Origin of the sequence: Amycolatopsis sp. NPDC004079, from assembly GCF_040610415.1 — a bacterium.
GTDB classification, from domain to species: Bacteria; Actinomycetota; Actinomycetes; order Mycobacteriales; family Pseudonocardiaceae; genus Amycolatopsis; species Amycolatopsis halotolerans.
Genome location: NZ_JBEXMH010000012.1, coordinates 1 through 25,594, shown reverse-complemented (window position 1 = coordinate 25,594; position 25,594 = coordinate 1). Strand labels below are relative to the sequence as shown.

General features: G+C 68.5%; 24 protein-coding genes. 14 read left to right on the top strand and 10 right to left on the bottom strand.

Annotated features, from left to right (window positions below; translation table 11 throughout):
• Nucleotides 1-7: 7 nt before the first annotated feature.
• The 3 genes from ABZX37_RS15215 to ABZX37_RS15205 are packed head-to-tail and all read right to left on the bottom strand — an operon-like array spanning nt 8 to nt 2,835.
• Nucleotides 8-463 (bottom strand): ribose-5-phosphate isomerase, encoded by a 456-nt coding sequence (locus ABZX37_RS15215; RefSeq protein ID WP_354739793.1) that lies wholly within the window; start codon nt 461-463, stop codon nt 8-10.
• Nucleotides 463-2,148: a dihydroxyacetone kinase family protein gene (locus tag ABZX37_RS15210; protein ID WP_354739791.1), complete on the bottom strand. Its 1,686-nt coding sequence runs from the start codon at nt 2,146-2,148 to the stop codon at nt 463-465. Before ABZX37_RS15210 ends, ABZX37_RS15215 begins: the two co-directional genes overlap by 1 nt.
• 3 nt (nt 2,149-2,151) lie before the next feature.
• A complete protein-coding gene (locus ABZX37_RS15205; RefSeq protein WP_354739789.1) occupies nt 2,152-2,835 on the bottom strand; it encodes an HAD family phosphatase in 684 nt (227 codons plus the stop codon).
• Nucleotides 2,836-2,939: 104 nt separating this feature from the next.
• Here ABZX37_RS15205 and ABZX37_RS15200 point away from each other — a divergent pair, with 104 nt between their 5' ends.
• The 4 genes from ABZX37_RS15200 (at nt 2,940) to ABZX37_RS15185 (ending at nt 7,197) form a co-directional block, all read left to right on the top strand.
• Nucleotides 2,940-3,551, top strand: coding sequence for a histidine phosphatase family protein (locus ABZX37_RS15200; RefSeq protein WP_354739787.1), 612 nt, complete (start codon nt 2,940-2,942; stop codon nt 3,549-3,551).
• 7 nt (nt 3,552-3,558) lie between these two features.
• The gene (locus tag ABZX37_RS15195) at nt 3,559-4,353 is read left to right on the top strand and encodes a DeoR/GlpR family DNA-binding transcription regulator (protein WP_354739785.1); all 795 of its coding nucleotides are present in this window, start codon (nt 3,559-3,561) and stop codon (nt 4,351-4,353) included.
• Between the two features lie 76 nt (nt 4,354-4,429).
• Complete coding sequence (locus ABZX37_RS15190) at nt 4,430-5,761, top strand: MFS transporter (RefSeq protein WP_354739783.1); 1,332 nt, start codon at nt 4,430-4,432, stop codon at nt 5,759-5,761.
• Nucleotides 5,758-7,197, top strand: a complete 1,440-nt coding sequence (locus tag ABZX37_RS15185) for an FGGY family carbohydrate kinase (protein WP_354739781.1) — start codon at nt 5,758-5,760, stop codon at nt 7,195-7,197. The genes ABZX37_RS15190 and ABZX37_RS15185 overlap by 4 nt, the downstream gene beginning before the upstream one ends.
• A gap of 107 nt (nt 7,198-7,304) precedes the next feature.
• Here the strand turns inward: ABZX37_RS15185 and ABZX37_RS15180 are convergent, their stop codons facing one another.
• Together ABZX37_RS15180 and ABZX37_RS15175 are read right to left on the bottom strand one after the other, a co-directional pair.
• Nucleotides 7,305-7,775 (bottom strand): hypothetical protein, encoded by a 471-nt coding sequence (locus ABZX37_RS15180; protein ID WP_354739779.1) that lies wholly within the window; start codon nt 7,773-7,775, stop codon nt 7,305-7,307.
• 615 nt (nt 7,776-8,390) lie between these two features.
• Nucleotides 8,391-10,070 (bottom strand): hypothetical protein, encoded by a 1,680-nt coding sequence (locus ABZX37_RS15175; RefSeq protein WP_354739777.1) that lies wholly within the window; start codon nt 10,068-10,070, stop codon nt 8,391-8,393.
• Between the two features lie 130 nt (nt 10,071-10,200).
• Here ABZX37_RS15175 and ABZX37_RS15170 point away from each other — a divergent pair, with 130 nt between their 5' ends.
• The 5 genes from ABZX37_RS15170 (at nt 10,201) to ABZX37_RS15150 (ending at nt 16,170) form a co-directional block, all read left to right on the top strand.
• Complete coding sequence (locus tag ABZX37_RS15170) at nt 10,201-11,430, top strand: DUF445 family protein (protein WP_354739775.1); 1,230 nt, start codon at nt 10,201-10,203, stop codon at nt 11,428-11,430.
• Between the two features lie 133 nt (nt 11,431-11,563).
• Entirely contained in the window at nt 11,564-12,739 is a 1,176-nt protein-coding gene (locus ABZX37_RS15165; RefSeq protein WP_354740054.1) for a DUF445 family protein, read from the top strand.
• 46 nt (nt 12,740-12,785) lie between these two features.
• Nucleotides 12,786-14,009: a DUF445 domain-containing protein gene (locus tag ABZX37_RS15160; RefSeq protein ID WP_354739774.1), complete on the top strand. Its 1,224-nt coding sequence runs from the start codon at nt 12,786-12,788 to the stop codon at nt 14,007-14,009.
• Between the two features lie 53 nt (nt 14,010-14,062).
• Nucleotides 14,063-15,379, top strand: coding sequence for a hypothetical protein (locus ABZX37_RS15155; protein ID WP_354739772.1), 1,317 nt, complete (start codon nt 14,063-14,065; stop codon nt 15,377-15,379).
• A 104-nt stretch (nt 15,380-15,483) separates the two neighbouring features.
• On the top strand, nt 15,484-16,170 hold the full coding sequence (locus ABZX37_RS15150; RefSeq protein ID WP_354739770.1) for an NAD(P)H-binding protein: 687 nt from the start codon (nt 15,484-15,486) through the stop codon (nt 16,168-16,170).
• Here ABZX37_RS15150 and ABZX37_RS15145 read toward each other — a convergent pair.
• From ABZX37_RS15145 to ABZX37_RS15135, 3 genes are read right to left on the bottom strand one after another with little or no spacing between them, the layout of a single operon-like run.
• Complete coding sequence (locus ABZX37_RS15145) at nt 16,167-17,051, bottom strand: metal ABC transporter permease (RefSeq protein WP_354739768.1); 885 nt, start codon at nt 17,049-17,051, stop codon at nt 16,167-16,169. The genes ABZX37_RS15150 and ABZX37_RS15145 overlap by 4 nt on opposite strands.
• Before the next feature lie 3 nt (nt 17,052-17,054).
• Nucleotides 17,055-17,891 (bottom strand): metal ABC transporter ATP-binding protein, encoded by an 837-nt coding sequence (locus ABZX37_RS15140; RefSeq protein WP_037808198.1) that lies wholly within the window; start codon nt 17,889-17,891, stop codon nt 17,055-17,057.
• Nucleotides 17,891-18,802, bottom strand: coding sequence for a zinc ABC transporter substrate-binding protein (locus tag ABZX37_RS15135; protein ID WP_354739765.1), 912 nt, complete (start codon nt 18,800-18,802; stop codon nt 17,891-17,893). Before ABZX37_RS15135 ends, ABZX37_RS15140 begins: the two co-directional genes overlap by 1 nt.
• A 178-nt stretch (nt 18,803-18,980) precedes the next feature.
• On the opposite strand from ABZX37_RS15135, the gene ABZX37_RS15130 reads away from it, so the two are divergent.
• From ABZX37_RS15130 to ABZX37_RS15115, 4 genes are all read left to right on the top strand, one after another.
• Nucleotides 18,981-20,081 (top strand): LacI family DNA-binding transcriptional regulator, encoded by a 1,101-nt coding sequence (locus ABZX37_RS15130; protein WP_037809317.1) that lies wholly within the window; start codon nt 18,981-18,983, stop codon nt 20,079-20,081.
• 164 nt (nt 20,082-20,245) lie between these two features.
• Nucleotides 20,246-20,737 (top strand): carbonic anhydrase, encoded by a 492-nt coding sequence (locus ABZX37_RS15125; protein WP_354739763.1) that lies wholly within the window; start codon nt 20,246-20,248, stop codon nt 20,735-20,737.
• Between the two features lie 23 nt (nt 20,738-20,760).
• On the top strand, nt 20,761-21,636 hold the full coding sequence (locus ABZX37_RS15120) for an A/G-specific adenine glycosylase (protein WP_354739761.1): 876 nt from the start codon (nt 20,761-20,763) through the stop codon (nt 21,634-21,636).
• Nucleotides 21,637-21,727: 91 nt separating this feature from the next.
• Entirely contained in the window at nt 21,728-22,681 is a 954-nt protein-coding gene (locus ABZX37_RS15115) for an N-acetylmuramoyl-L-alanine amidase (protein WP_354739759.1), read from the top strand.
• A gap of 46 nt (nt 22,682-22,727) precedes the next feature.
• Here the strand turns inward: ABZX37_RS15115 and ABZX37_RS15110 are convergent, their stop codons facing one another.
• Nucleotides 22,728-23,480: an alpha/beta hydrolase gene (locus ABZX37_RS15110; protein ID WP_354739757.1), complete on the bottom strand. Its 753-nt coding sequence runs from the start codon at nt 23,478-23,480 to the stop codon at nt 22,728-22,730.
• Nucleotides 23,481-23,537: 57 nt separating this feature from the next.
• On the opposite strand from ABZX37_RS15110, the gene ABZX37_RS15105 reads away from it, so the two are divergent.
• A complete protein-coding gene (locus tag ABZX37_RS15105; RefSeq protein ID WP_354739755.1) occupies nt 23,538-24,962 on the top strand; it encodes a M1 family metallopeptidase in 1,425 nt (474 codons plus the stop codon).
• Here the strand turns inward: ABZX37_RS15105 and ABZX37_RS15100 are convergent.
• The gene (locus ABZX37_RS15100) at nt 24,938-25,384 is read right to left on the bottom strand and encodes a hypothetical protein (protein WP_354739753.1); all 447 of its coding nucleotides are present in this window, start codon (nt 25,382-25,384) and stop codon (nt 24,938-24,940) included. The two genes, ABZX37_RS15105 and ABZX37_RS15100, sit on opposite strands and share 25 nt — an antisense overlap.
• Nucleotides 25,385-25,594 lie beyond the last annotated feature (210 nt).

Sequence of the window (25,594 nt, the reverse complement as noted above, 5' to 3'; positions counted from 1 at the left end):
GCCTTGGTCAGTGGGCGTTCTCGTACTCGGTGATGTGCGCGACCTTGGTCGCGCTGGCCGACGCCGGATCGAAGCGGTATCCGACCCATTCGGCCACGATCTTCTTCGCCACCTCAGGACCGATCGCGCGGGCTCCGAAGGTGATCACCTGGCAGTCGTTCGATTTGATCGACCGCTCGGCGGAGTACGAATCGTGCGCGACCGTCGCCCGCACGCCGGGAACCTTGTTCGCCGAAATCGCCATGCCGATGCCGGTGCCGCAGACGAGGACGCCGCGGTCTGCCTCGCCGCGGGCGATCGCTTCCGCCGCGGCCAGCCCCAGCAACGGGTACGCCCGGTCGTCCGCCGCGTCCAGCACGCCGAGGTCGGTCACCTCGGTGACCCGTTCGTCGGCCCGCAGCAGGTCGCGCAGCTGATTCTTCAGTTCGACCCCGGCGTTGTCCGCCGCCACCACGATGCGCATCAGTCAGCGCTCCTTTCCAGCTCCTCGCCGACAGCCGTGACCAGCAGCGAGAACGACACCGCACCCGGGTCCGAATGCCCCTCGCTCCGTTGCGCGAGCCGCGCAGCGCGTCCCTTCGCCGGACGCAAGTGCGCGGTCTCCTGCGCGGCCACAACCGCGGCTCCAGCGGCCTTCCGCCATGCCTGCACTACTTCCGAGCCCGCCTGCTCTCGCAGCGTGGCCCGGAACGGCTCGATCGCGTCGAGCATCGTCTTGTCGCCCGGTTCGGCCTTGCCCAGCTCGCAGAACGCCCGAACCGCACCGTCGACCGCGTCAGCGAGCATCACCGTGGTGACGTCCGCGGCGGCCACGCCGCTCAGACCGGCTCCGGTTTCCGCCAGCAGCACGCCGTACAACGCGCCCGAGGCACCGCCAGCCGCATCGGCGAACGCGGTGCCGGCGGCCAGCAGCGCACCGGAAACCGTGTCCGGCTCGCGCCGAGCGGCGGCGACGGCGGCGCGCATTCCGCGAGTCATGCCGAGCCCGTGGTCCCCGTCCGCGGCCACCGCGTCGAGCCTGCCCAGCTCGGCTTCGTTCTCCTCGATGCTGCGCAGAGCCGCGGTGAGGACCCGGTCGACAACGCTGGTCCCCGGAGCCTCCTCGGTCAGCAATTCGTCCACTGTGGACTCAAGCTCGACCGTGGTCAGCTCGGCACCGCTGGTGCGATAGCCCGGGGTGTCGCACGGCGCGGCGTACAACTCGGCCAATTCGTCGTCCAGCACCAGGATCGACAGCGAAACCCCGGCCATGTCGAGCGACGTGACGAACTCCCCGACCTCGGAGTGCACGGGGCTGATCCCGGCTTGGGCGAGCCGTTCGTGCACGCGGGTGTAGGTGACGAACATTTCCTCGTATTTGGTGCGGCCGAGCCCGTTCACCAGCACGACCACCCGGCCGTCGCCCTCGGGCAGCTCCGGCAGGAGGCCGTCGACCAGCTCGTCCGCCAGCTCCGCCGCGGACAACCGGCCCACCGTGCGCACGCCTGGTTCACCGTGAATGCCGAGACCCAGCTCCATTTCCCGGTCCGCGACGGTGAACAGAGGCGCGTCCGCACCGGGCAGCGTGCAGCCGCCGAACGCGACGCCGAACGTCCGCGTGCGAGCGTTCGCTTTCGCCGCGACCTCGTGCACTGCCTCAAGGCTGTAACCGCGCTCGGCCGCCGCGCCCGCGATCTTGAAGACCAGGAAGTCGCCCGCCACGCCGCGCCGACGCTCCGGTTCGGTCGCCGGGCCGCTCGCGATGTCGTCGGTGACCAGGATGGTGCGGCTCGGAATGCCCTCCGCCGCCAGCCTGCGGGCGGCGAGTCCGAAGTGGAGCACGTCGCCTTGGTAATTGCCGAAACCGAAGAGGACGCCGGCGCCGTTGTCCGCCGCCCGCGCCGTGCGGTAGACCTGCTCGGCGCTCGGGCTCGTGAACACGTCTCCGACCACCGCGCCGTCTGCAAGGCCAGGGCCGACGAGACCGGCGAACGCGGGGTAGTGCCCGCAACCGCCGCCGATCACGACCGCGACCTTCGGGCTCGCCGGAGCCTCGCGGCGAACGACGCCGTAGGCATCCGGCACCTTCTGTACCGTGCGGCCGTACGCGGTGACGAACCCGTCCAGCCACTGCCGCTTGAACGTGTCCGGGGAACCCAAGGTGGTCATGGTTCAGTCCTTCGCAGCCACCGGCTCGCCGGCCAGATAAGCCAGGAGCTTCAGTCGGACGTCGTCATTGCTCGCCGCCACCGCGCTGGCCAGCTCCAGCGCGTCCGGCTTCGGCGGGTACGTCGGGTTGGGCAGCGCGATCACGGTGAGCCCGGCCGCGGCCGCCGCCCGGATGCCGTTGCTGGAGTCCTCGACCCCGAGGCACTCGCTGCCCGCTTTGCCGAGCCGGGCCGCCGCCTCCAGGTACACGTCCGGGTTCGGCTTGCCCCGCGCGACCTCGGCGCTAGACACCGTCGCGGTGAACTCGCCGGTGAGCTGGTGTTTCTCCAGCACCGCGTCGATCACCCGGCGGGCGGCCGACGACGCGAGCGCGACCGGGACCCGCTCGCTGACCTCGCGCACCATCGCACCCGCGCCGGGCAGCAGCGGCGCTTCTCCCGCGTCGATCGAGGCGATCATGCCGTCGACCACCGCGCGTTCCACCTCGTCCGCCTGGTCCGGCACCCCGCACCGGCGGGCGAGATAGCCGGCCCATTCGGGCGCGCTCATGCCTTGTACCGAGGCCGTGTCCTCCGCCGTCCACTCGACCTGGTGGCGAGCGGCGAAAGCGACCCAGTTCTCCTCCCAGAGGTGTTCACTTTCCACCAGGACACCGTCGAGGTCGAACACCACCGCGTCGAGCGTCATCCACCAGATCCCTTCAGAGAGCGAGCCCGTTTCACACGAGCAATGTTAAGTTAACAGCGACGATGAGAAGTTCGCAAGGGTGTTCACACACAAGGAGGGCACGAGTGGGCGCACGGCTGCTGCTGGCCAGGCACGGGCAGACCGAATGGCACGCGGAGAACCGCTACGCGGGCACCAGCGAGGTAGCGCTGACCGAGGAGGGAATCCGCCAGGCCGGCGCGCTGGCCGCGTACGCCCGCCGGGTGAAACCGGACGGGCTGTTCTGCTCGCCGCAACGACGTGCCCGGCGCACGATCGAACCGGCGGCCGAGGCGCTTGGACTGGTCCCGGAAATCCTCCCCGACCTGCGGGAAACCTATTTCGGGATCGCCGAGGGCCGCACCCGCGACGAGGTGCGCCGGACCGACCCCGAGGCGGTCGAACGCTTCCTCGCCGACCCGATCGCCGGCGCGTTCCCCGGCGCCGACGATCCGACCGAAGCGGCCGAGCGCGGCGCTCGCGCGATCCGGGCGATTGCCGCCGCGACCAGCGGAACCGCACTGGTCGTCGCCCACAACACGCTGCTGCGGCTCACGCTTTGCCAGCTGCTCGGCATCCCGCTGTCCCGCTACCGCGGCGTGTTTCCCCGGCTGGACAACGCGGCCGTCACCGAACTGGAGGTGAGCGGTGACCGAACTGCCCTGGTGCGCTTCAACCTCCCAGTGGAACCGCGATAATCACGGCATGTCGAGCGAAAAGCCTGCCGGGCACCCCCGCGAGAACCGTCAGCAGCGGCTGACCGAGCACGTGTTCCAGCGGGGTTCGGCGACCATCGGCGAGCTCGTCGACCTGCTGGGCGTCAGCATGATGACGGTGCACCGGGACATCGACGAGCTGTCCCGGCGTGGCCTGGTCCGCAAGTACCGAGGCGGGGTCTCGGCGATGCCGTCGACGGTGTTCGAGAGCAACGCCGAATACCGGATGAACGCGCACGTCGACGCCAAACGGCTGATCGCGATGCACGCGGTGGAGCAGGTCGAGCCCGGCATGTCGGTGCTGCTCGACGATTCCACGAGCGCGCTCGCGCTGGCCCGGCTGCTGGTCGACGTGACCCCGCTGACCGTGGCCACGAACTACCTCGCCGCGATCGACGTCCTCAAGAACGTGCACGAGCTGCGGCTGATCTGCATCGGCGGCGACTACTCGCCCACCCACGACTCGTTCCTCGGCATGCAGAGCATCGAGTCGATCGAGCGGCTCTCGGTGGACATCGCGTTCGTGTCGACCTCGGCGATGAGCACGTCGATGAGCTTCCACCAGGAGCCCGAGATCGTGATGATCAAGCGGGCCATGCTGGCCGCCGCGCGGCACAAGGTGCTGCTGATGGACCACAGCAAGATGAAGCGCACGGCACTGCACCGGCTCGCCCCGCTGGACGACTACGACCTGCTGATCGTGGACGAGGAGGCCGATCCGCACTACGTCGACGAGCTGCGCAGCCGGGTCGAGGTTCAGGTCGCCGAACATCCCGACAACTGATCGACTTCATAACACTCTTGCGTGCGAAGTTCACACAGTCCATGATACGTTTGATCTCGACGTCATGGAGGCGTGTATGAACGAGTCGGCAACAGCGGAGTTGCCCAAGTCGGGCTTCGGGCGCTTGCTCACGAAATGGGGGCTGCCCGCGCCCCTGTTCCTCGGGTATGTCGGTCTGCTCCTGTTCATGATCGGCGACGGAGTGGAGTCCGGCTTCATCGCGCCGTACATGGCGGACAACGGCGCGGGCACGGAAATCAAAGCGTCGTACGTGATCACCGTGTACGGCATCGCCGTGATGCTGGCGTCGTGGCTTTCGGGCGCGCTGTCCGAACTGTGGGGGCCGCGGCGGGTGATGATCATCGGCCTGGTCATCTGGCTGGTGTTCGACGCGCTGTTCCTGACGCTCGGCCTCGCCAGCGGAAACTACGCGGCCATGCTGATCTGCTACGGCATCCGCGGATTCGGCTATCCGATGTTCGCGTTCGGCTTCCTGGTGTGGATCACCGCGGTGGCTCCGGTCGCGCGGCTCGGCGCGGCAGTCGGCTGGTTCTACTTCGCCTTCACCGGCGGCCTCCCCACGCTCGGCGCGCTCGTCGCGAGCTTCACCAACTCGCTGTTCGGCCACTACGGCACGCTGTGGGTGGCGGTCGTGCTGCTCGGCATCGGCGGACTCGTGGCGGTGCTCGGCGTCCGGCAGCGCACGGGATACCGCAGGCTCGCGCCGCCCGACGTGAAACCGGTGCAGAGCCTGGTTTCCAGTGTCTCGATCGCGTGGAAGAAACCGCGGGTCGGCGTCGGCATGATCGTGCGGGTCATCAACACCGCGCCCGAATTCGGCATGCTGGTGTTCTTCCCGACGATCTTCATCTCCCAGATCGGGTTCGGGGAGAGCCGCTGGCTGCTGCTGGTGTCGGTGATCTACGGGACGAACATCTTCTTCAACCTGATCTTCGGCGTGCTGAGCGACCGGATCGGCTGGCGCACCACGATTTTCTGGTTCGGCGCGATCGGCTGCGCGATCTCGATCCTGCTGCTGTACTTCGTGCCGGTCGCGATGGGCGCGCAGTACTACTGGCTCGCGCTGATCGTCGGTGCCCTCTACGGCGCGACGCTCGCCGGGTTCGTGCCGATCTCCGCGCTGCTGCCTTCGCTGGCCCCGGAACACAAGGGCGGCGCGATGGCGCTGTTGAACCTCGGCGCGGGTGCCGCGGCGTTCGTAGGTCCGGCGATCGTGTCGTTGTTCCTCGGACCAGCCGGTGCCGCTGGGGTGGTCATCATCTTCGCCGCGCTGTACCTGGTAGCCGCGGTGCTGGTGCGATTCCTGAAACTGCCTGAGGAAACCGAAAAAGCGCTCGCTAGCGACGGCAGCCTGCAGGACGTCGAAGAAAGGGTCAGCACGGCGTGAACGAGCAGGTCTCGGTCGGCATCGACGTCGCCACCGCGGGGGTTCGTGCCTTCGCGGTGCGCGGCGGCTCGGTCCTCGCCACCGCATCGGCGTCGCTGCCGGCACCGGTGCGCGCGGGCGGAGGCCGCAGCGAACAAGATCCGTCGGCGTGGTGGCCCGCGGTCTGTTCGGTGCTGAACGAGGTCACTGCCGCGCTGCCCGAGCGCGGCGCGGAAGTCTCGGCAGTGGCGATCGCGGCGACGTCCGGAACGATCGTCGGCGTCGATGCCGCGGGCGAACCGGTTACGCCCGCGTTGATGTACGACGACCGGCGCGGCGCGGACTACAACGCGAAAGCCGTAGAACTAGGCGCCAACCGGTGGCGGGCACTGGGTTCGGGAGTCTCGCCGACCGCGGCCCTCGGCCGGATCGCGTGGCTGGCCGAGCACACCGAGGCGGCGGCCGTCCGGCACACGCCGGAAATGATCGCGGAAAAACTGACCGGACATCCGGTCGCGGCGGATTGGTCGCACGCGCTCAAAAGCGGCTACGACCCGCTGGCTGAGGAATGGCCGTCCGAGGTGTTCGCCGGATTGGGCGTGCCAGACGGAATGCTGCCACCGGTGGTCGCGCCGACAACCGTGCTCGGCGAGATTTCGACGCCAACAGCCGGGTTGCCCGCCGGATGCCTCGTGGTGGCAGGCATGACGGACGGATGCGCGGGACAGCTGGCCGCAGGCGCGGTCGAACCGGGACGGTTCGTAGGGATTCTTGGGACCACTTATGTCCTGAAAGGCGTCACAGAATCATTGGTGCCGGATCCCACCGGAGTCATGTACAGCCACCGGCATCCAGACGGCTGGTGGTTGCCAGGCGGCGCGTCGAACACCGGCGGCGAGTCCGTTTCGGACAGTCCACGCTTGGCCGAGCTGGATACGGCCGCTGCGGCTCACGGACCAGCCAAGGTGGTGGCGTTCCCATTGCGACGCAAGGGAGAACGTTTCCCCTTCGCGCGCGGCGATGCGGAAGGCTTCGTCCTAGGCACTCCGACCGACGAGGCCGAACTGCACCGGGCTCAGCTGGAAGGAGTTGCCTTCCTGGAACGACTAGCACTGGATCACCTGCGACGACTGGGTGTCCCGGTCCTCGAACCGCTCCTCGCGGCGGGTGGCGGCAGCAAAAGTCCTTTGTGGACTCAGATCCGAGCTACCGTGAGCGGGCTTGGACTGCAAGTGGCACCGCAGGCAGAAACGGGCTACGGCGCGGCGTTCCTTGCGGCGGCAGGGTGCACGCCGGGCGGGCTGAGCGCGGTGTGCGAGGGGATGCCGGCGGGGTCGCTCGTCGAGCCGGATCCTCGTGAGAAAGCGGCGATGTTGGCTTCGTACCAACGGTTTTGCCGAGAGCTGCGGGACCGCGGCTGGATTGACGAGGAACTGTTCACCGTGGCGGCGGGGTGATGCGACTGGGGTAGTTGCGAGGCTAAGCCTCGGTACGTGGTCGGCCTTTGCGGGATGGGCAGCGACCGAAGGAAGGTGCGTGCCGGGGTTGGCTTTCCGCTACCGGGTCAGCGGCGCGGCGGCCGCACCGTCGCGGAGACGAGCGCGGCGATCGCGGTAAGGAACGCGAAGATCGTGGCCAGACCGATCGGCACCCCGTTGCTCTTGTGGAAGCCGAGCACGAAGTCGAGGTGCGCGCCGAAACTCGTGCCCGCCGGCATCGGCACGGCCACAACCACCACCACGTACAGCAGGCACAGCCCGAACAAGGTCCAAGCCGCCCAGACGTGCCGCGCGAGCAGGAAGCCGGCTGGCACGACCACGGCGAATGCGGAGATCAGACCGCACACGACGTTCACCCACACCATGTCCGACCACTCGCCAACCGGGCCGCCGATCAGCACGTTCGCGAAGACGAACCACACCAGCGCGATCGCCGTGCAACCAGCGAGGGCAGCCGCGACCGTCCCAGCCGGAAAGTTCGCCCGGCGGCGGATCGACGCGGGAGTCGGCGCGGGGAAACCCGGGGGAACGGACATCCGGAACTCCTGACGATCTCGGGTAGCTGCGAGCCTCTCATTCCCCGTGGCTCGATCCACCGTGCTGTCCGGTTCCGGCCATGAGATTCACTGCGAGGGCAGCCGCGACCGAACCGGCCGAAAGTTTGCCTGGCGGTGCTGGCCTCGCATCTCCCTCGACGCGTTCTATCCGACTGTCCTGCCCGACCATGGAATTCACTGCGAGGCCCGCACTTTCGCGGGCACCAGCATGATCAGAACCGCCAGAGGAGTTCGTGCACGCGGGAATTACCGGCCCTGCGTCCGCCGCCGACGTCAATTCGACCGATGACGCCCTCAACCCTGGCACCGTCGCAGGCCAAGCAGCGCTGGTGGTCGGAGTGTCGCAGGAATCAGGGCAGCAGGGCGAGCCAGGAACGGCCCGCGCGCGAGCGGCCGGTTGACAGTGCGGTGCGAGAGGCTGGCGGATGCGACGGGGCGCGGAGTCAACTGAAGGCAGGTCAGGAACAGCCCGAGCGAAGGCAACCCGGGCCACGGCCATTGCCGCTGCAAGAGGCCAGCGGTTCAGCAAATTTGGCAGTTGCTGCGGGCCAACGGCCGCCAGTGCGTCCGGGGCCGCGGAGTCGGCTGGGAAAGTCAGGAACGGCCCGCGCGAGGGCGGCCGGGGCGACGGCCATTGCCGTTGCCGGTCCGAGGGGCGGGCGGGTCTGCGGGTTTGGCGGCTTGCGGCGAGTCCGCGGCCGCCGGGGCGTCCGGAGTGGCGGATGCGGCTGGGCGCGGGGTCGGCTGGGGCAGGGCGGGTGAGTCACTCGGCGAAGGCTCGTCGGATGAAGCCTGCGGAGGCTCCGCAGGCGCCGCTTCCTCTTCCTGCGTACCGAGAAAGCGCAATGCCTCCTGGACGGCCTCGTTAGTGGCAGCGATCCGGTCGGCGACCTTTGTCCGCAGGTCCAGGGCAAGGGTGCGCGACTCGGTGGCTTCGGTCTGCTTCTGGAAGGCGTCGGCGAGCGCGGTCTCGGCCTGTGTCTTCTTGACGGCGATCTCTTCCGACGCTCGACGGTCGGCTTCGGCTCGGACTTTGGCGGCTTCGGCTTCGGCGGCGGCGTCGGTTTCGGCACGGACTCGAGCCGATTCTTCGTCGGCGGCAACGCGAGCGGCTTCGGCGGCGGCATCGGCCTCGGCGCGAGCTTGGGCTGCTGCTTCGTCGGCTTCGGTGCGGACGCGGAGGGCTTCCGCATCCTTCTCGTCGCGGATTCGGCGGGCTTCGGCGTCCGCGGCCAGGCGGGCGTGCTGGGATTCGGCGTCTGCCTTGGCTCGGGCTTCGGCTGCGGCTTCGTCGGCCTGAGTGCGGGCTGCCAACGCCGCTTGGTCTGCTTCGGCGCGGGCCGCTGCGGAGGTCTGGTCTGCCTCGGCTCGAGCGGTTGCGGAGAGTTCGTCGGCTTCGGCGCGGGCGCGGTCGGCGGTCTCGGTGCGGGACGCGATCTCCGCATCGGCCGCGGCGGTCCGGGTGGCGATGTCCTCATTAGCTGCCGCAGTCCGGGAGGCGATATCCGAATCAGCCGCAGCAGTACGGGTGGCGATATCCGAATCAGCCGCAGCCGTGCGAGTGGCAATGTCCGAATCGGCCGCAGCCGTGCGGGTGGTGATGTCCTCGTCGGCCGCTGCCAGGCGGGTCGCGATGTCTTCGTTGCCCGCCTTGAGCCGCGCTTCCAGATCCGCCAGGCGAGCCGCGATCTCCTCATCCGCGGCGGCGGTGCGAGTGGCGATATCCGCTTCCGCAGCAGCAATCCGCGACTCAAGGTCCGCCTGCCGCGCGGCCAAGTCCTTCTCCGCGGCGGCGACCCGGGCGTCCAGAGCCTCCGAGCGCGCGGCCAGGTCGGCGTGGGTCTCCGTCAGCAATTGCTGGCGTTCCGCTTCCGCTTCCTTGGCCGCTTTGTCCGTTGCCCGTTGGGTTTCGTGCGCATAGCGGTCCGCTTCGCCGCGCGTTGAGGTCGCGTCTGCTTCCGCTGAGCGGCGGAGGTCGGCGATCTCCTCCTCTGCCAGCTGCACCATCATCCGCACGCGCTCGGAGATCGCGCCCGCACCAGCCGGGCTCGAGGTGACCCGTACTAGCGCGGCCTTTGCCTCGGACAGCTCCGACTGGGCTGTCGTCAGCGCCTTCGTGAGCTCGCCCGCCGTGGCAACCGCCTCGTCGCGGCCGTGGGAGGTCGTGTTCAGCTCGCTGGTCAGCTGGGCGATGCGGGCGTCGACCTGGTGGGGGTCGTAACCCTTGCGGGTAACAGCAAAGGCGGGGTGCTGCGGCTTTTCGGGCGCGACCATCGGGCTACCTTAGTGATCGGGGCACCCGAGGCACGTACCGCCAAACGGCTGTATTACGAAGCGCGAAACCCGACGTCACGCATGGCATCCTGTCCCCTCGACCTACCGCGCGGGCGAACGGGGCAGACGCATGGACCTTTCAGCCATCGCCGCGGACCTGGCCGCGCACTGGCACGTGTACGCGACCATGCCGTTCATCGCGGCGCTCATCGGCTACCTGACCAAACGCGTCGCGATCGAGATGATGTTCCGGCCGCTCGAGTTCCGCGGCATCCGGCCCTTCCTCGGCTGGCAGGGCGTCATCCCGGCCAACTCTCGGCGAATGGCGACCACGGCGGTCGACCTCCTGACCAAGAATCTCCTCGACCCGCGTGAGGTCTTCGCTCGGCTCGATCCCGAGGAAATGGTCGCGCAGCTGGAAGAACCGCTGCTGAAGGCGGTCGACGAGGTCACTCGCGAGGTCTTCGAGACTTATCAGCCGCGGCTGTGGGAAATGCTGCCCGCCCGCGCGCAGCAGGTGCTGGTGGACCGCGTCCGCGCGCAGGCACCGGTGGTCGTGAAGCGGCTGATGCGGGAAGTGTCGGCCAATGTGGACGAAGTTCTCGACGTCAACGACATGCTGATCAACGCCATGGTCCGGGACAAATCGCTCACCTGCCGGTTGATCCGCGAGGTCGCCGCTCCTGAGTTCCGGTTCATCGCGCGCAGCGGGATCGGGTTCGGATTCGTCATCGGGCTCGTCCAGCTCATCGCGTGGGCGCTCACGAAACAACCGGTGATCATGCCGATCTTCGGTTTCGTCACGGGCTTCGTCACGGACTGGCTCGCGCTCAAAATGATCTTCTACCCGCGTCAGCCGCGTCGGTTCTTGTTCTTCACCTGGCAGGGAATGTTCCAGAAACGCCGCGCGCAGGTCGCCGCGGATTACGGTGCGTTGATCGCGGAAGAAGTCCTCACCGCGGGCAATGTGCTGGAGGCCGTGCTGACCGGGCCGCGGGCGGACAAGTTGTTCGCGCTCGTCACGCGGGAAGTCCAGCGAACCGTCGACGCGCAGGCTGGGCTGGCGAAACCGCTGGTCGCGCTGGCTGTCGGCGGGCGCGAGTACCAGCAGATGAAGCAGGCCGCCGCGGAGAAGGCCATCGCGTATCTGCCGGAGACCGTGAAGCACGTCGAGAGTTACGCGACCGACGCGCTCGACGTCCGCAACACCATCGTCGAGAAGATGCAGCAGCTGACTCCGCTGGAGTTCGAGGGCATTCTCCGGCCGGCGTTCAAACAGGACGAATGGAAGCTGATCGCGGTCGGCGCGGTGATCGGCGGTCTCGTCGGCGAACTGCAGGTCCTGCTCCTCTTGGGATAATCCGCGGCTCTGCCGTCCGTTGAGGGTGGTGGTGGGGAGGATGCGGAATGAACGCGCGGGTTACCGTTCCGTAGGCAACACGGAGGGGACGCGCGTGCACACATTCGCCGAGCACTGGCCGGTGTACGTCTCCATGCCGTTCATCGCGGCGCTCATCGGCTATGTCACCAAGCGCGTCGCCATCGAGATGATGTTCCAGCCGCTCGAATTCGTCGGCCTGCGGCCCTTCCTCGGCTGGCAGGGCGTGCTGCCCGCGAACGCCGAGCGGATGGCGACGACCGCGACCGAAATGCTCACCACCAACCTCGTCGACCCGCGGGAGATCTTCGCCCGGCTCGACCCGGCGCAGGTCGCGAAGGAGATCGAACAGCCGCTGCTGCGCGTGGTCGAGGACGTCACCCGCGAGGTGATGGAGACCTACCAGCCGCGACTGTGGGAAATGCTGCCGTCCGGCGCGCAGCAGCTGCTGCTGAAACGCGTGCAGGCGGAGGCGCCGCGGGCGATCACGAAGATCATGCGCGAGATTTCCCAGAACATCGAGGACGTGCTCGACCTCAAGCACATGGTCGTCACGAATCTGGTGCGCGACAAGGCTTTGCTCAACCGGTTGATCCGCGACATCTCGCGGCCGGAAATGCGGTTCATCGCGCGGTCTGGGATCTGGTTCGGGTTCGCTCTCGGCTGCGTGCAGCTGCTCGTGTGGACGCTGACGCGCTCGCCGATCGTGCTGCCGTTGTTCGGCCTCGCGATCGGCTGGCTGACCGACTGGCTCGCGCTCAAAATGATCTTCCTGCCGCGCGAGCCGAAACGGTTCTTCGGCTTTTACAACTGGCAGGGCGTGTTCCAGAAGCGCCGCGACGAGGTGGCCGCCGACTACGGCGACATGATCGCGCGCGAGATCATCACCGTGCCGAATCTGCTGGAAGCCGTGCTGCGCGGGCCTAAAGCGGACCGGTTGTTCTCGCTGATCAGCCGTGAGGTGCAGAAGACGATCGACGCGCAGGCGAGCGTCGTGAAGCCGTTCGTCGCGATCGCGGTGGGCACCAAACGGTTCCAGGAAATGAAGCAGGTCGCCGCCGCGAAGGCCGCCGAGCGGGTGCCGGACACCATCCGGCACGCGGAGACGTACGCGATCAACGCGCTCGACGTCCGCAACACGATCGTGGACCGGATGCGCCGGCTCAGCCCGCTCGAATTCGAGCAGCTGCTGCGACCGGCGTTCCGGCAGGACGAATGGAAGCTGATCGCGGTCGGCGCGGTGATCGGCGGGCTCGTCGGCGAACTGCAGGCGTTGCTTCTCCTCGGGTAGCGGCGCACGCGATACGGTTTCCTTCCGGAGCGGGGAGGGAGACCCGGTGGACGCGGTGCTGGACGACTTCGCGCGGCACTGGCCGGTGTACGTCTCGATGCCGTTCGTCGCCGCGCTGATCGGCTACGTCACCAAGCGCGTCGCGATCGAGATGATGTTCCGCCCGCTCGAATTCGTCGGTATCCGACCGGTCTTCGGCTGGCAGGGCGTGGTGCCGAAGCACGGCGGGCGGATGGCCGCGATCGCGACCGACCTGCTCACCGCGAACCTGCTCGACATCGAAGAGGTCTTCGCCCGCGTCGACCCGGTGATCATCACCCGCGAACTCGAGCAGCCGCTGCTGCGCGCGGTCGACGGGATCGCCCGCGACGTGCTCGAACAGCATCATCCGCGGCTGTGGGAGGTCATGCCCACGATCGCGCAGGAACTGCTGATCAAACAGGTGCAGGCCAGCACGCCGCAGCTGGTGCGGGAGTTCCTGGACGAGGTCCGCGACAACCTCGACGAGGTCCTCGACGTCCGGCACATGACCGTCGAACGGCTCACCCGCGACCGCGCGCTGCTGGTCCGGCTGATCCGCGAGACGTCCCGGCCGGAGATGACGTTCATCGCGCGCGCCGGGATCGTCTTCGGCTTCGGGCTCGGTCTCGTTCAGGCCCTGGTGTGGGCGCTGACCCGGCAGCCGCTGGTGCTGCCGATCTTCGGCGGCGCGATCGGGCTGTTCACCGACTGGCTGGCGATCAAGATGATCTTCCTGCCGCGCGAGCCGGTGCGGCTGGGCCGGGTCATCCTGCAGGGCAAGTTCCAGCGGCGGCGAGCCGAAGTCGCCCGGCAGTACGGCGAGCTTGTTGCTAACGAAGTGCTGACCGTCCCGAATCTGCTCGACGCCCTGCTGCGCGGCCCGAAGTCGGACCGGCTCGTGGCGATGGTCGAACGCGCCGTCGGGCACGCGGTGGACGCGCAGGTCAGCGCCGCGAAACCGGTGGTCGCGCTCGCTGTCGGGGCGCAGCGGCTGCAGGAGATGAAGCATGCCGCGGCGCAGCGGGCGCTGGCTGAGATGCCGCTGACCGCGCGGTACGCCGAGGGGTACCTGACCGAGGCGATGGACGTGGCGAAGATGGTCGAGCAGCGGATGCTCGCGCTGACGCCGCTGGAGTTCGAGGGCCTGCTGCGGCCGGCGTTCCGGCAGGACGAGTGGAAGCTGATCGCGGTCGGCGGCGTGATCGGGTTCCTCGTCGGCGAGCTGCAAGTCCTCCTCATGCTCGGCTGACTTTTCGGCGGTTGTTCGCGCCGGGCTCACTCGAACTGACTAACCTCAGTGACGTGTCCGAGCCACCGCAGCTGCCCGCAGTCCACGAGGCCTACCTGCCCCGCGAGCACGCGCTGCATCGCCCGCGGCACGGCAAGCGGCAGCTGACCGCGCTGGTCAGCGCCCTGTTGTTCTTCGTGACGCCCACCATGCTGTGGGTCGTCGGGGTCCGGCCGAGCGAGATCGAGAACCACAAGCTCGCCGGATTCCCCAGCCTCGGCGAGGGGTTCACGTTCTTCACCAACCTCCCCAAATGGGCGACGGACCAGCTGTCGTTCCGCGCGGGCGCGATCAACGCGGCGAACGGGATCAGCGAGGGCGTCTTCGGCGAGGCCGCGCCGCTCGACCAGGGTTCGGCGTCGAACAACGGCCCGATCCCGGCACCGCCGCTGCAGCAGCCGGGCGCGCCGAACACAGGTCCGACGGTGCCGAGCGGACCGGGTTCCAGCCAGGCCGGCTACCGCAAGGTGGTTCAGGGCGCGGACGGCTGGCTGTACTACGGCTACGACTCCGAGGCGAAGTGCACGCCGACCCAGGACATCGACACCACGATGAAGCGGATCGACGAACTGCGCGCGGCTGTCGAGGCGTCCGGCCGGAAGTTCGTGTTCGTGGTGACGCCGGACAAGACGACGATGGTGCCGCAGTTCCTGCCCGCCAGCTACCCGGGCAAGGAATGTTCGCAGGCCGCCTCGCCGAACGACTGGTACAAGATCACCACCGAAGGCCACTCGCTCGACCTGCGCCCGCAACTCGCCGCCGAAGCGGCCAGGGTCGGGCACCCGATCTACGCCCCGAACGACACGCACTGGCGCGACGAAGGCGGCCTCGTCCTGACCCGCGCGCTCGCCGAGACGCTCAAGCCGGGCTCCACGAACAGCTGGCTGAGCGCCCCGGACGGCCAATACGACGCGGTCGCGGACCTGCCGCTGCTGCTCGGCCAGACCGGCGTCAAGACGAACACCCGGTACAACCTGCGCCCGGACGGCGTCACCGACCGCGCGGGAGAATTCGTCGGCAGCATCGACCAGCCGGTGCACCGCTCGGCCCCGCCGATCGTCGGCACGATCGACCAGCCGACCCTCGTCTACGGCGACTCGTTCAGCCTCGCGTCGTCGCGGTACCTGGAGGCGGCGTTCACGAATCTCACGTATCTGGCGTATTCGACGGACAAGACGCCGCAGTCGCAGGCGGTGGACCAGTTCGTGAACTCGCACGTGGTGGTGCTGCAGGCGGTGGAGCGGAATGTCGCGGGCGGGTTGGTGCCGTTTACTGACGAAGGGTTTATTTCGGCGGTGAAGACGGCGTTGGCGCAGCATCCGATCCGGTAGCCAGTGAGCGCAGATCGGCCTGAGCCGCCAGCAGATCGCGCAGGGTTTCGTCCACGGTTTGGCATTGCTGGTGCCCACAGTTTCCCGTGAATACCGTCGCGCGCATGGCACCCGAACAGCGAAACAGCCCGGTCGTGGTTTTCGGCGCGGGCGGCCGCGCCGGGCTCGCCATAGTCGCCGAGGCTCTGCGACGCGGACGCCCAGTGCTCGGAGTCGTTCGCGACCCGGCCCGGCACTCCGAATTGGCAGCCCGCGGGGAGGGCGTCACTGTCGTCGCGGGCGATCTGACCGCCCCGGACAGCGTCGCGGCTGTGGTGCCTGACGAGGTCTCGGCATTAGTGAATGCGGTGACACCGTTTACCGCACCGCCTGAATCGTTCGAAAACTTCGACCCCGACTACTACGTGCGTTTGGTCGAGAACCTCGCCAAGGCCGCGCGAGGATCAAGAGTGATCGAAATCGGTCTCGCCGCGACTCTTCGTACCGGCAGCGGCCGAGTGTTCGAGGACGACTCGGCCTTTCCCGCTTTCTTGCGCCCCTTCGCCGAAGCCCGGTTGAAGGGCCTGGCCGCCTGGCGGGAACAAGCCGCGGCAGTGGACTGGCTGGTCATCACTCCGCCACCCGGGTTGTCGCTCGAAGCACCGGCGACCGGCGAGTACCGGATTGCGGGCGACGTCCTCGATTCCCGAGCAGCGGCAATCCCGTTGTCCTACGCGGACCTGGCGACAGCCGTCCTCGACCAGATCGACCAGACGACGATGTCGCGCCAGCAGGTGACCGTCTACGGCTAACCGACCGGAACCGGAGCCGCTTCCACCGGGCTGGTCCGCACCCCGCGCCGACGGTCGCGGACCCACGCGAGCACCCGGCACACCAGATAGATCAAGAACGAAATCGAAGTCACGAACGCGCTCACCGGCAGCCCCGGCGCGAGCGACAGCACGATCCCGCCCAGTGCGGAAATCTCCGCGAACACCACGGACAACACCGTCGCGCGCAGCGGGCTCGCCGTCACCCGGGCAGCGGCCGCGGCAGGGGTCACCATCAGCGCGACCACCAAGAGCGACCCGACCACCTGCACGCTCAGCGCCGTCGCGACACCGACCAGCAGGGAAAACAGCACCGTCAAAGTCTTGACCGGGACCCCGCGTGCCTCGGCTACCGCGCGGTCGACGCTGGCGAACAGCAGCGGGCGGTAGATCAGCGCCAGCACCGCCAGGACCGCGGCGGCGGCGATCGCCAAGGCGGTCAGGTTCGTGCTGTCCACGGTGATGATCTGGCCGGTCAGGATCCCGAATTTGTTCGCCGACCGTCCTTTGTAGAACGACAGCAGCAGGACGCCCATGCCCAGCCCGAAAGACAGGATCACGCCGATGACCGAATCGCGGTCGGAGTCGCGGATTCCCAGGATTCCCAGCAGCAGCGCGGCAGCCACCGCACCGGCGAGCGCGCCGTATTCCACGCCGACGCCCAGCAGCAGTGCGCCAGCGGCACCGGTGAAGGCCAGTTCGGACGTGCCGTGCACCGCGAAGGACATGCGGCGCATCACGATCAGCGGGCCGAGCACCCCGGCCAGCAGGCCCAGCACCGCGGCGGCGATCAGCGCGATCCGGACGCTGTCCAGTTCCGCGATCAGCTCCCACGTCTTGGCGAAGTCGAACATGCCGTCCAAGGCTCAGCCCACTGCTTCCTGCTCGTGGTGATGCGGTTCGTCCTCGCACAGCGCGCTTTGCGCACCCGCGATGTGAATCTGCCCGCCGACGCGCAGCACCTCGATCTTCGTCCCGTACAGGTCCGACAGCGTCTCCGAGGTCATCACCTCGTCCGGCTTGCCGATCCGGAACTGGCCGTTCACCAGGTACAGCACGCGGTCGACGAACTGCAGCACCGGGTTGATCTCGTGTGTCACGAACAGCACCGCGGACCCGGCTTCCCGCCGTCGCGCGTCGATCAATTCGCTGACCGCGCGCTGGTGCGCCAGGTCCAGCGACAGCAGCGGTTCGTCGCACAGCAGCACCGTCGGGTCGCCGACCAGGGCCTGCGCCACCCGAAGGCGTTGCTGCTCGCCGCCGGACAAGCGGCCGACCGGCTGTTTCGCGTAGCGCGTGCCGCCGACCGATTCGATCACCGACGCGACGCGGCGTTTCCGTGCGCGCATTCCGGCCAGGCCGGGGCCCCAGCGGTGGCCGTCCAGGCCCAGTCCGACGAGGTCGACGCCGCGCAGCGTGAGCGAATCGTCGATCGCTCGCTGCTGCGGGATGTAGCCGACCTTGCGGTTCGCGCCGCCCGGACGGCCGCCGGCGATTTCCACCGTGCCCGCCGACAGCGACTGCATTCCCAGCAACGCTTTGAGGAAGCTGCTTTTGCCGGAACCGTTCGGGCCGAGGACGGCCAGGAATTCGCCCGGCTCGACGTCCAGGTCCAAACCGGACCAGAGGGTGCGGTCGCCGAAGGCGAGCCCGGCCCCGCGCACGCGGACCGCGGGGCCGGCTTCCGGAAGCTGGACGGACATCAGCTGTTCAGAGCCCCCGACAGCGCGTCCACATCCTTGGTCATCCAGTCAATGTAGCCCGTGACGTTCGCCGGGAGCGTCTCGGATACGTCGACCACCGCGACCCCGGACGCCTTCGCGTCGGCGACGGCCTGCTTGGTCAGCGGGGTGACCGTCTGCACGTTGTTGACCAGCGCCTTCACCTGCTTTTCCTTGATCAGCTTGGTGAAGTCGGAGACCGCCGCGGCGGGCACGTCGGTCTCGTTCTCGATCGCGTCGGAGAAGGCCTTCGGGGTGGCGTCGGCGATGTTCGCGGTCTTCAGCAGGTAGTGCGCGACCGGTTCGGTGACGACGACCTTCGTGTTCGGGTGCGCGGTGCCGAGTGCGCCCGCCTTCTTGATCAGGCCGTCGAGCTGGCCCTTGAAGGTCTTGGCGTTGTCCTCGAACTTCTGCTTCGACGCGGGCTGGATCTCGCCGAGCGCGGCCGCGACCTGGTCGGCGACCTTCTCGACGCCCGGCAGGTCGTACCAGACGTGCTCGTTCTCCTCGCCCGGCTTGGCGATGTCGTAGGCGACCAGTTTCTTCGCCGAAGCCGCCTCGCCGGACAGCTTGGTGAAGAACTCGTCGTAGCCGCCGCCGTTGGCCAGCGTCAGCTGCGCCTTCTTGGCGGCGAGCGCGTCGTCGGCGGTGGATTCGTACGAGTGCGGGTCGGCCGACGGGTCGTGAATGATCGACGTGACCTGCACTTTGTCGCCGCCGATGGCGGACGCGACGCTGCCCCAGACATCGGTGGAGGCGACGACCTTCACCTGGTCGCCCGTTCCCCCTCCCGCCCCGGAACCGGTCGAGGACGTGCTGGAGCACGCGCCGAGCGCGAACACAGCCAAAGCCGACGCGGCGGCGAGAACGCTCGTGGTGCGGCGGGAAGTCATCGGGCACTCCTGGGTCGAACTGCTAATGGAAACCGTTGTCAGATTCACTTTACCCCATCCGAACGGCGAGCCTCACTCCACCGGGTGGCCGTACCCGCTCTTGATCACCGAGAGGATCGAGACACTCACCACAGGGGTGTCGCTTCTGGAAAACCATCTGAACCGTTACGGTTTGCGGATGGGCCGTCCTATTCGCACCCGGAGGCAGGCGACATTGGCGTCGCTCGCGGCGGAACTCGGGGTGTCCAGGACCACCGTGTCCAACGCCTACAACCGCCCGGATCAGCTCTCCCCAGAACTGCGCCGCAGGGTGCTCGAGACCGCGCGCCGGCTCGGCTACCCCGGCCCGGACCCGGTCGCGCGTTCGCTGCGCACCCGCAAGGCGGGCGCGGTCGGATTGTTGCTGACCGAGAACCTTTCCTACGCTTTCCGCGACCCGGCCGCCGTCGGCGTGCTCGAAGGGCTCGCGCTGGCCTGCGAGGACGCGGGTGTCGGCCTGCATCTCGTGCCCGCCAGCCCCGGTCGCGAAGACCTCGCCGCAGTGCACCGCGCGGGCGTGGACGGGTTCGTCGTGTACTCCGTGCCGGACGACGACCCGCATCTCGCGGCCGTCCTGGAACGGCCCGTGCCGACGGTGATCATCGACCAGCCCCGCATCGAGGGCGTCGACCGCGTCGGCCCGGACGACGCGGCCGCCGTCACCCAGCTCGCCGACCATCTGGTCGCGCTCGGCCACCGGCAGATCGGCGTCCTCTGCATGCGGCTCGGCCGCGAGCGCAACGACGACTTCGTGACCTCCGAACGCCAGAGCGGCGCGCACTTCCACGTGCAGCGCACCCGGCTGGAGGCGCTGGCGACGGCGTTTTCCTCGGCTGGCGTCGACTGGGCGACCGTGCCCGTGGTCGAGCGCTTCGACCACACGGTGGACGACGGTGCTTCTGCCGCGCGCCAGCTGCTGGACGCGTATCCGCAGGTCACCGCGCTGGTCTGCACCTCGGACATTCTCGCGCTCGGTGCGCTGGCCGAGGCCGCGCGCCGCGGGCTGCGGGTGCCTCTCGACCTCACGGTGACCGGTTTCGACGGCATCGCCGAGGCGGAGCGCTCCGGGCTCACGACGGTGCATCAGCCGGTGCTGGAGAAGGGCAAGGTGGCCGGACGGCTGCTGCTCAGCTCGGCCGAGCGGGTCGGGCCCAAGGTCATCACGCTGCCGACTGAGCTGCGGGTGGGACGCACGTCGGCGCCGCCGCGGACGGTCGAGGAGCCTTGGTTCGGCGGCTGAGGTCGTGAGTGCGTACGCCGGTTAGAACCGGCATAAACACGCACAAGTCACCCCAGCCTTTGCCGTGATTTCGGGCCCACCGCATTGTGTGCGCGCCCGCGGGCCGGTTCCATGGACGGGAACCGCCCGCGTCCCGCGGGGAAGCGCAGGCCGAAAGGTGCCCCATGACCTCCATCGACGTGCTGCTCAAGCGCAATCAGGAAATCGGCGACATCGTCCCCGGCGACCGGTCCTCCCCCAAGCCGTCGCTGCAGGTGTCCATCCTGACCTGCATGGACGCGCGGATCCGGGTGTTCGAGATCTTCGGCCTGCTCCAGGGCGAGGCGCACGTGCTGCGCAACGCGGGCGGCGTGGTCACCGACGACATGATCCGCTCGCTCGCGCTCAGCCAGCGCAAGCTCGGCACCCGCGAGGTGCTGATCGTCCAGCACACCGACTGCGGCCTCTCCACGGTCACCGAGGACGAGTTCAAGGACGAGCTGGAGTCCGCCACCGGACTGCGGCCGACCTGGGCGGTCGAGGCGTTCCGCAAGGTCGAGGACAGCGTGCGCACCTCCGTGGAGCGCGCCCGGCGCAGCGACTTCCTCCTGCACAACGACAACGTGCGCGGATTCGTCTACGACGTGAAGGCCGGGAGCCTGACCGAGGTCAAGTAAGAGCCGTCGTATTCAATGGCGGGGTGGCAGTAGACACCGAGGTGCTGATCGATTGGTTCGCCGACGTCGGCCGGGACCTGCCGTGGCGGGAACCGGACTGCTCGGCGTGGGGCGTGCTGGTCAGCGAAATCATGCTGCAGCAGACGCCGGTCTCGCGCGTCCAGCCGATCTGGCTGGAGTGGATGGCCCGCTGGCCGGTGCCCTCAGCGCTGGCCGCGGAGACCACCGGCGAGGTCGTGCGCGCGTGGGGCAAGCTCGGCTACCCGCGTCGCGCGCTTCGGCTGCACGCCGCCGCCACCGTCATCGCTCAGGAGCACGGCGACGTCGTTCCGTCCGATGTGGACACTCTGCTCGCGTTGCCGGGCATCGGCGCTTACACGGCGCGAGCGGTGGCGGCGTTCGCGTACGGCAAGCGTGCGCCGGTCGTGGACACGAACGTCCGCCGGGTAGTCGCGCGGGCCGTGCACGGCGCGGGGGACGCTGGTCCGGCGTCGAATACCCGCGACATGGCGGACGTCGAGGCGTTGCTTCCCGCCGAGGACGCGCCCGCGGCGAAGCTTTCCGCGGCGTTGATGGAGCTGGGCGCGCTGATCTGCACCGCCCGGTCGCCGAAGTGCGCGGACTGCCCGATTTACGCCGAATGCGCCTGGCAGCACAACGGCCGTCCCGAATACGCCGGTCCGGCCAAGCCGGTGCAGAAGTTCGCCGGCACCGACCGGCAGGTGCGCGGACTGCTGCTGGACGTCCTGCGCGGCAGCGAGGGACCGGTCGAGAAGGCGCGGCTGGACCTCGTGTGGCACGAATCCGGCCAGCGCGACCGGTGCCTGGATTCGCTGCTCGTGGACGGTCTGCTGGAGCAAACGCCCGACGGGCTCTTCGCGCTTCCCGGGGAACACTGACGCACTACGACGAAAGTCGGCAAAAAGTTGTCCCCTCCGGGGCGCCGGGTTAGCTTTCCTCCCGTCGCACTTCCGGGCTGAGGAGTTCCGCATGGGGGAAGCAACGCGTCGTGCCGTCTTGAAGGGCGGCCTCACCGTCACCGCCGTGGGCGCTTTGGGGTTCGCCACGGCGAGATCCGCGGCCGCCGGCACCACGCCGACGATCCATTCGACGGCCGAGTGGAACGCCCGGCCGCCGTCGGGCGCGATCGTGGTGGAGAACCACAAGCCGACGTACATCGTGGTGCACCACACCGTCGATCCCGGCAACAACACCGACTACTCGCTGGCGCACGCCCTGCAGATCTCGCGGGACATCCAGAACTTCCACATGGACACCCGCGGCTGGATCGACACCGGCCAGCAGTTCACGAACAGCCGCGGCGGCTTCGTCACCGAGGGGCGGCACCGCAGCCTCGAAATCCTGCGCGGCGGGACGCAACACGTGCAGGGCGCGAACGTCGCCAACCACAACAGCGAATGCCTCGGCATCGAGAACGAGGGCCTCTACAGCACGGTCGACGTGCCGGTCGCGCTGTGGAATTCGCTCGTGCAGCTGATCGCCTATATCGCGCACCAATACGGCATCACCCCCGAGTTCATCAAGGGCCACCGCGATTTCAACTCGACCGAGTGCTGCGGCCAGGTGCTCTACGACCGGCTTCCGGAGCTGCGCAAGGCGGTCGGCCAGCAACTCGGTCTGTCCGTCGCTCGGCTCGACGCTCCGGAATGGCCGCTGCTCAAGCCGGGTGATACCGGACCGCGGGTGCGGACCGCGCAAGGCTTCCTGCGCGCGGCCGGGTTCGGCGTGCCCACCGACGGCGTCTTCGGCAAGGCGACCGCCGATGCGGTGTCCTCCTTGGCGGCTGAGCACGGGCTTTCCCGCGACAGCTGCACCGCGGCCCGGGCCAGCGACGAATCCGCGTACCTCGGCTCGGACGTCTGGCCGTTGATCGTGCCGGCGGACCGCTCGACCGCCGCGTGGCGCACCGAGCTGGCCCGCTGACCGGGGACGCCTCACGTGTGTCAGCGAGGGCGGCACACGTGGGGCGTCACAGGCCGGACAGGAACGCTTCCACCGCGCCGCGATACGTCTCGGGAGCCTCGGCGTGCGGCAGATGCGCCGAACCAGACACGATCAGGTGCTTCGCGCCGGGCACCCGCGCCGCGACCTCGGCTTGCTGACCCGCGGGCATCGCGGTGTGCTCGCCCTCGACCAGCAGCAGCGGACAGCGGATACCGTCCACAATGGACCAGTAGTCCCGGCGGCCCCATTCGGCGGCGATCTCGTACAGGTTCTCCAGGTCGGCGATCAGGTGATAGCCGTCTTCGCGTTCCTCGACGCATTCGGTGAAGTAGTCGCCCGCGGTGCCGAAGAACTCGCGCACGTGGGCCAGCGATTCGAACGGCACCGGCCAGCTCTCGAAGTAGCCGCGCCAGGTTTCGACGGTGCGTCCGCGCTGGTCCGGGGCGAAATCCTCGCTGACCACCGCGCGCACCAGCTCCGGATATTTCGCCGCGGTGGCCCACGCGTGGAGCCCGCCCATCGAATGCCCGATCAGCACGGACGGACCGAGGTCGGCCAGCACCTCCGCGACGTCCTCGGCGAACCGCTCGGTGGTCCACGGCCCGGTATGCGGCGCGCGGCCGTGCCCGCGGGCGTCGAGGGCGTGCACGCGGCCGTACCGCTTGAGCCATTGCGCGACCGGCCACCAGGTGCGGGCGCGGCCCATCAGCCCGTGCAGCAGCAGGATCGACACGCCGGGGCGTTCGTCACCGCCGAAGTCGATCAGGCCTGGTCGCATTAGTCCTCCTGGGTTTTCACCGCCACTTCATCACAAACCTGCGCTTAGGGTGAAGGAATGCGCTGCCGACAGACCGCCGTCCTCGCCCTCATCGGCGTGCTCGCGCTGTCCGCGTGCAGCCCCGCCGAGCCCGCTGTTCCTCCGCCGCCGCCGATGCATCCGGCACCGGGCGCGAACAGCGCGGGCGACCCGTACTTCCCCGACGACGGCAACGGCGGATACGACGCCCTCGACTATCACGTCGACGTCAGCTACGACCCGCCGAGCGGCCGTCTCGACGGCGACACGACGGTCTCCGCGAAAGCCACTCAAGACCTCAGCCGCTTCGACCTCGACCTGCGCGGGCTGGACGTCGCCGCGGTGGAGATCGACGGAAAACCGGCGAAGTACAGCCGGGAGAAGAACAAGCTGATCGTGACTCCGGCCGAGCCGCTGCGATCGGGTTCGACGTTCCGGACGCGCGTGCGCTATTCGGGCGTTCCGGCGAAAACCCCGCACGACGGCGGGTCGGAAAACGGCTGGGCCCGCTCCGAGGACGGCGGCGCGTACCTGGTCGGCGAGCCGCATTCCGCGTCGTTCTGGTACCCGGTCAACGAAACCCCGCGCGACAAGGCGACCTTCACGCTGACCGCGCACGTGCCCAACGGCTGGACGGTGCTGTCCAACGGCCGCGAGCAGGGCACCAGCGCCAAAGACGGCAAGACCACCACGACGTGGGCCGATCCGAATCCGGTGGCCAGCTACCTGACCACGATCGCGATCGACAAGTTCACCGTGCAGCGCTCCACGCTCCCGGACGGCACGCCGGTCGTCTCCGGCTACGCGCCCGGCGCCGAACCCCGCGAGGCCACCGGCGACCGGCTGCCGGAGGTGCTCTCGTTCCTGGAGAGCAAGTTCGGCAAATACCCGCAAAGCGCGGCCGGCGGGATCTACCTCGACGAGGACATCCACTTCTCCCTGGAGACACAAACCCGTCCCACTTATGCGAAATGGGCGGAAATCCTGACCATGGTGCACGAGAACGCACACCAGTGGTTCGGCGATTCGGTGTCACTCAACTCGTGGGCGGACATCTGCCTGAACGAATGCTTCGCGTCGTACGCGCAGTGGATGTGGGGTGAGCGCGAGGGCCAGAACCTGGACGACCGCTACCGCGCGGCCGTCGAAATCACCAAGGGCAGCACGGATTTCTGGGGCCAGAAGCTCGTCGACATGGGGCCGGAGCACCTGTTCGAGGGCGCGTACGACAAGGGCATCCTCGCCGTGCACGCACTGCGCCGGGAGCTGGGAGAGCCAGGCTTCGAGAAGGTGCTGCACGAATGGGTGGGACAGCATCGCAACGGGAACGCGACGTGGGCGGACTTCGAGAAGCTGGTGTCGAAGGTCGCCGGACGCGATTTGAGCGGGTTCCTCAACGACTGGTTCCACGGGACTAAGGTGCCGTCGGATGCCGATCTCTATCCGGGCGGGTTGCGGCCCTGACTGCCGAGCAACGACCTGGTCAGGCTGCTGCGCGCGTCGTTCATCTCGGCCAGGGCCTCGCCAAGTTCGGAGTCGCCGACCCGCACTTCGTCGTCCGGCCGAAGTGCCAGCGCGTGCAGGGACGCCCGGCGAAGCAGTTCCTTCATGAATGAGGCCGTGACGCCGTCTGTCGCCTCGACCACCGGTGCCAGATCAGCCGTCAGCTCCAGACCGCGGGAGTACAGGCGCAACAACGCTTCCCGGCCGGCCGCGTCCGGCAACGGCACCTCCACCGCCAGGTCGACTCGCCCCGGACGGTCCGCCAGCGCTTTCTCCAGGCTGCTCGCCCGGTTGGTGGTGAGCAGGAAGGTGACATCCGCGTCGCCGCCGACGCCGTCCATCGCGTCGAGCAGGCTGAACAGCAGCGGTGTCGGGCCGTGCACGAGGTTGCGATCCTCGGCGATCAGGTCGACTCGGCCAAGACGGTCTGCCAGCGCCTTCTCCAGGCTGCTCGCCCGGTTGGCGGTGAGGAGGAAGGGTCGTTAGCGGGTCCAGCCCCGTGCCTAACCGACGTAACCCAAACGCGGGAGCGCGTCGGCGTCTGACGGAGCTGTGTGCACGGCCCCCAGGCCGGGTACGCAGCTCCGTCAGAC

What these genes read in the sequence shown, in the direction of transcription:
- ABZX37_RS15115 (WP_354739759.1), top strand. Translation starts at nt 21,728, where the DNA reads ATGGGGGAAGCAACGCGTCGTGCCGTCTTGAAGGGCGGCCTCACCGTC.
- ABZX37_RS15210 (WP_354739791.1), bottom strand. Translation starts at nt 2,148, where the DNA reads ATGACCACCTTGGGTTCCCCGGACACGTTCAAGCGGCAGTGGCTGGAC.
- ABZX37_RS15140 (WP_037808198.1), bottom strand. Translation starts at nt 17,891, where the DNA reads ATGTCCGTCCAGCTTCCGGAAGCCGGCCCCGCGGTCCGCGTGCGCGGG.
- ABZX37_RS15125 (WP_354739763.1), top strand. Translation starts at nt 20,246, where the DNA reads ATGACCTCCATCGACGTGCTGCTCAAGCGCAATCAGGAAATCGGCGAC.
- ABZX37_RS15165 (WP_354740054.1), top strand. Translation starts at nt 11,564, where the DNA reads ATGCCGTTCATCGCGGCGCTCATCGGCTATGTCACCAAGCGCGTCGCC.
- ABZX37_RS15135 (WP_354739765.1), bottom strand. Translation starts at nt 18,802, where the DNA reads ATGACTTCCCGCCGCACCACGAGCGTTCTCGCCGCCGCGTCGGCTTTG.
- ABZX37_RS15130 (WP_037809317.1), top strand. Translation starts at nt 18,981, where the DNA reads ATGGGCCGTCCTATTCGCACCCGGAGGCAGGCGACATTGGCGTCGCTC.
- ABZX37_RS15175 (WP_354739777.1), bottom strand. Translation starts at nt 10,070, where the DNA reads ATGGTCGCGCCCGAAAAGCCGCAGCACCCCGCCTTTGCTGTTACCCGC.
- ABZX37_RS15195 (WP_354739785.1), top strand. Translation starts at nt 3,559, where the DNA reads ATGTCGAGCGAAAAGCCTGCCGGGCACCCCCGCGAGAACCGTCAGCAG.
- ABZX37_RS15180 (WP_354739779.1), bottom strand. Translation starts at nt 7,775, where the DNA reads ATGTCCGTTCCCCCGGGTTTCCCCGCGCCGACTCCCGCGTCGATCCGC.
- ABZX37_RS15105 (WP_354739755.1), top strand. Translation starts at nt 23,538, where the DNA reads ATGCGCTGCCGACAGACCGCCGTCCTCGCCCTCATCGGCGTGCTCGCG.
- ABZX37_RS15215 (WP_354739793.1), bottom strand. Translation starts at nt 463, where the DNA reads ATGCGCATCGTGGTGGCGGCGGACAACGCCGGGGTCGAACTGAAGAAT.
- ABZX37_RS15170 (WP_354739775.1), top strand. Translation starts at nt 10,201, where the DNA reads ATGGACCTTTCAGCCATCGCCGCGGACCTGGCCGCGCACTGGCACGTG.
- ABZX37_RS15190 (WP_354739783.1), top strand. Translation starts at nt 4,430, where the DNA reads ATGAACGAGTCGGCAACAGCGGAGTTGCCCAAGTCGGGCTTCGGGCGC.
- ABZX37_RS15150 (WP_354739770.1), top strand. Translation starts at nt 15,484, where the DNA reads ATGGCACCCGAACAGCGAAACAGCCCGGTCGTGGTTTTCGGCGCGGGC.
- ABZX37_RS15205 (WP_354739789.1), bottom strand. Translation starts at nt 2,835, where the DNA reads ATGACGCTCGACGCGGTGGTGTTCGACCTCGACGGTGTCCTGGTGGAA.
- ABZX37_RS15110 (WP_354739757.1), bottom strand. Translation starts at nt 23,480, where the DNA reads ATGCGACCAGGCCTGATCGACTTCGGCGGTGACGAACGCCCCGGCGTG.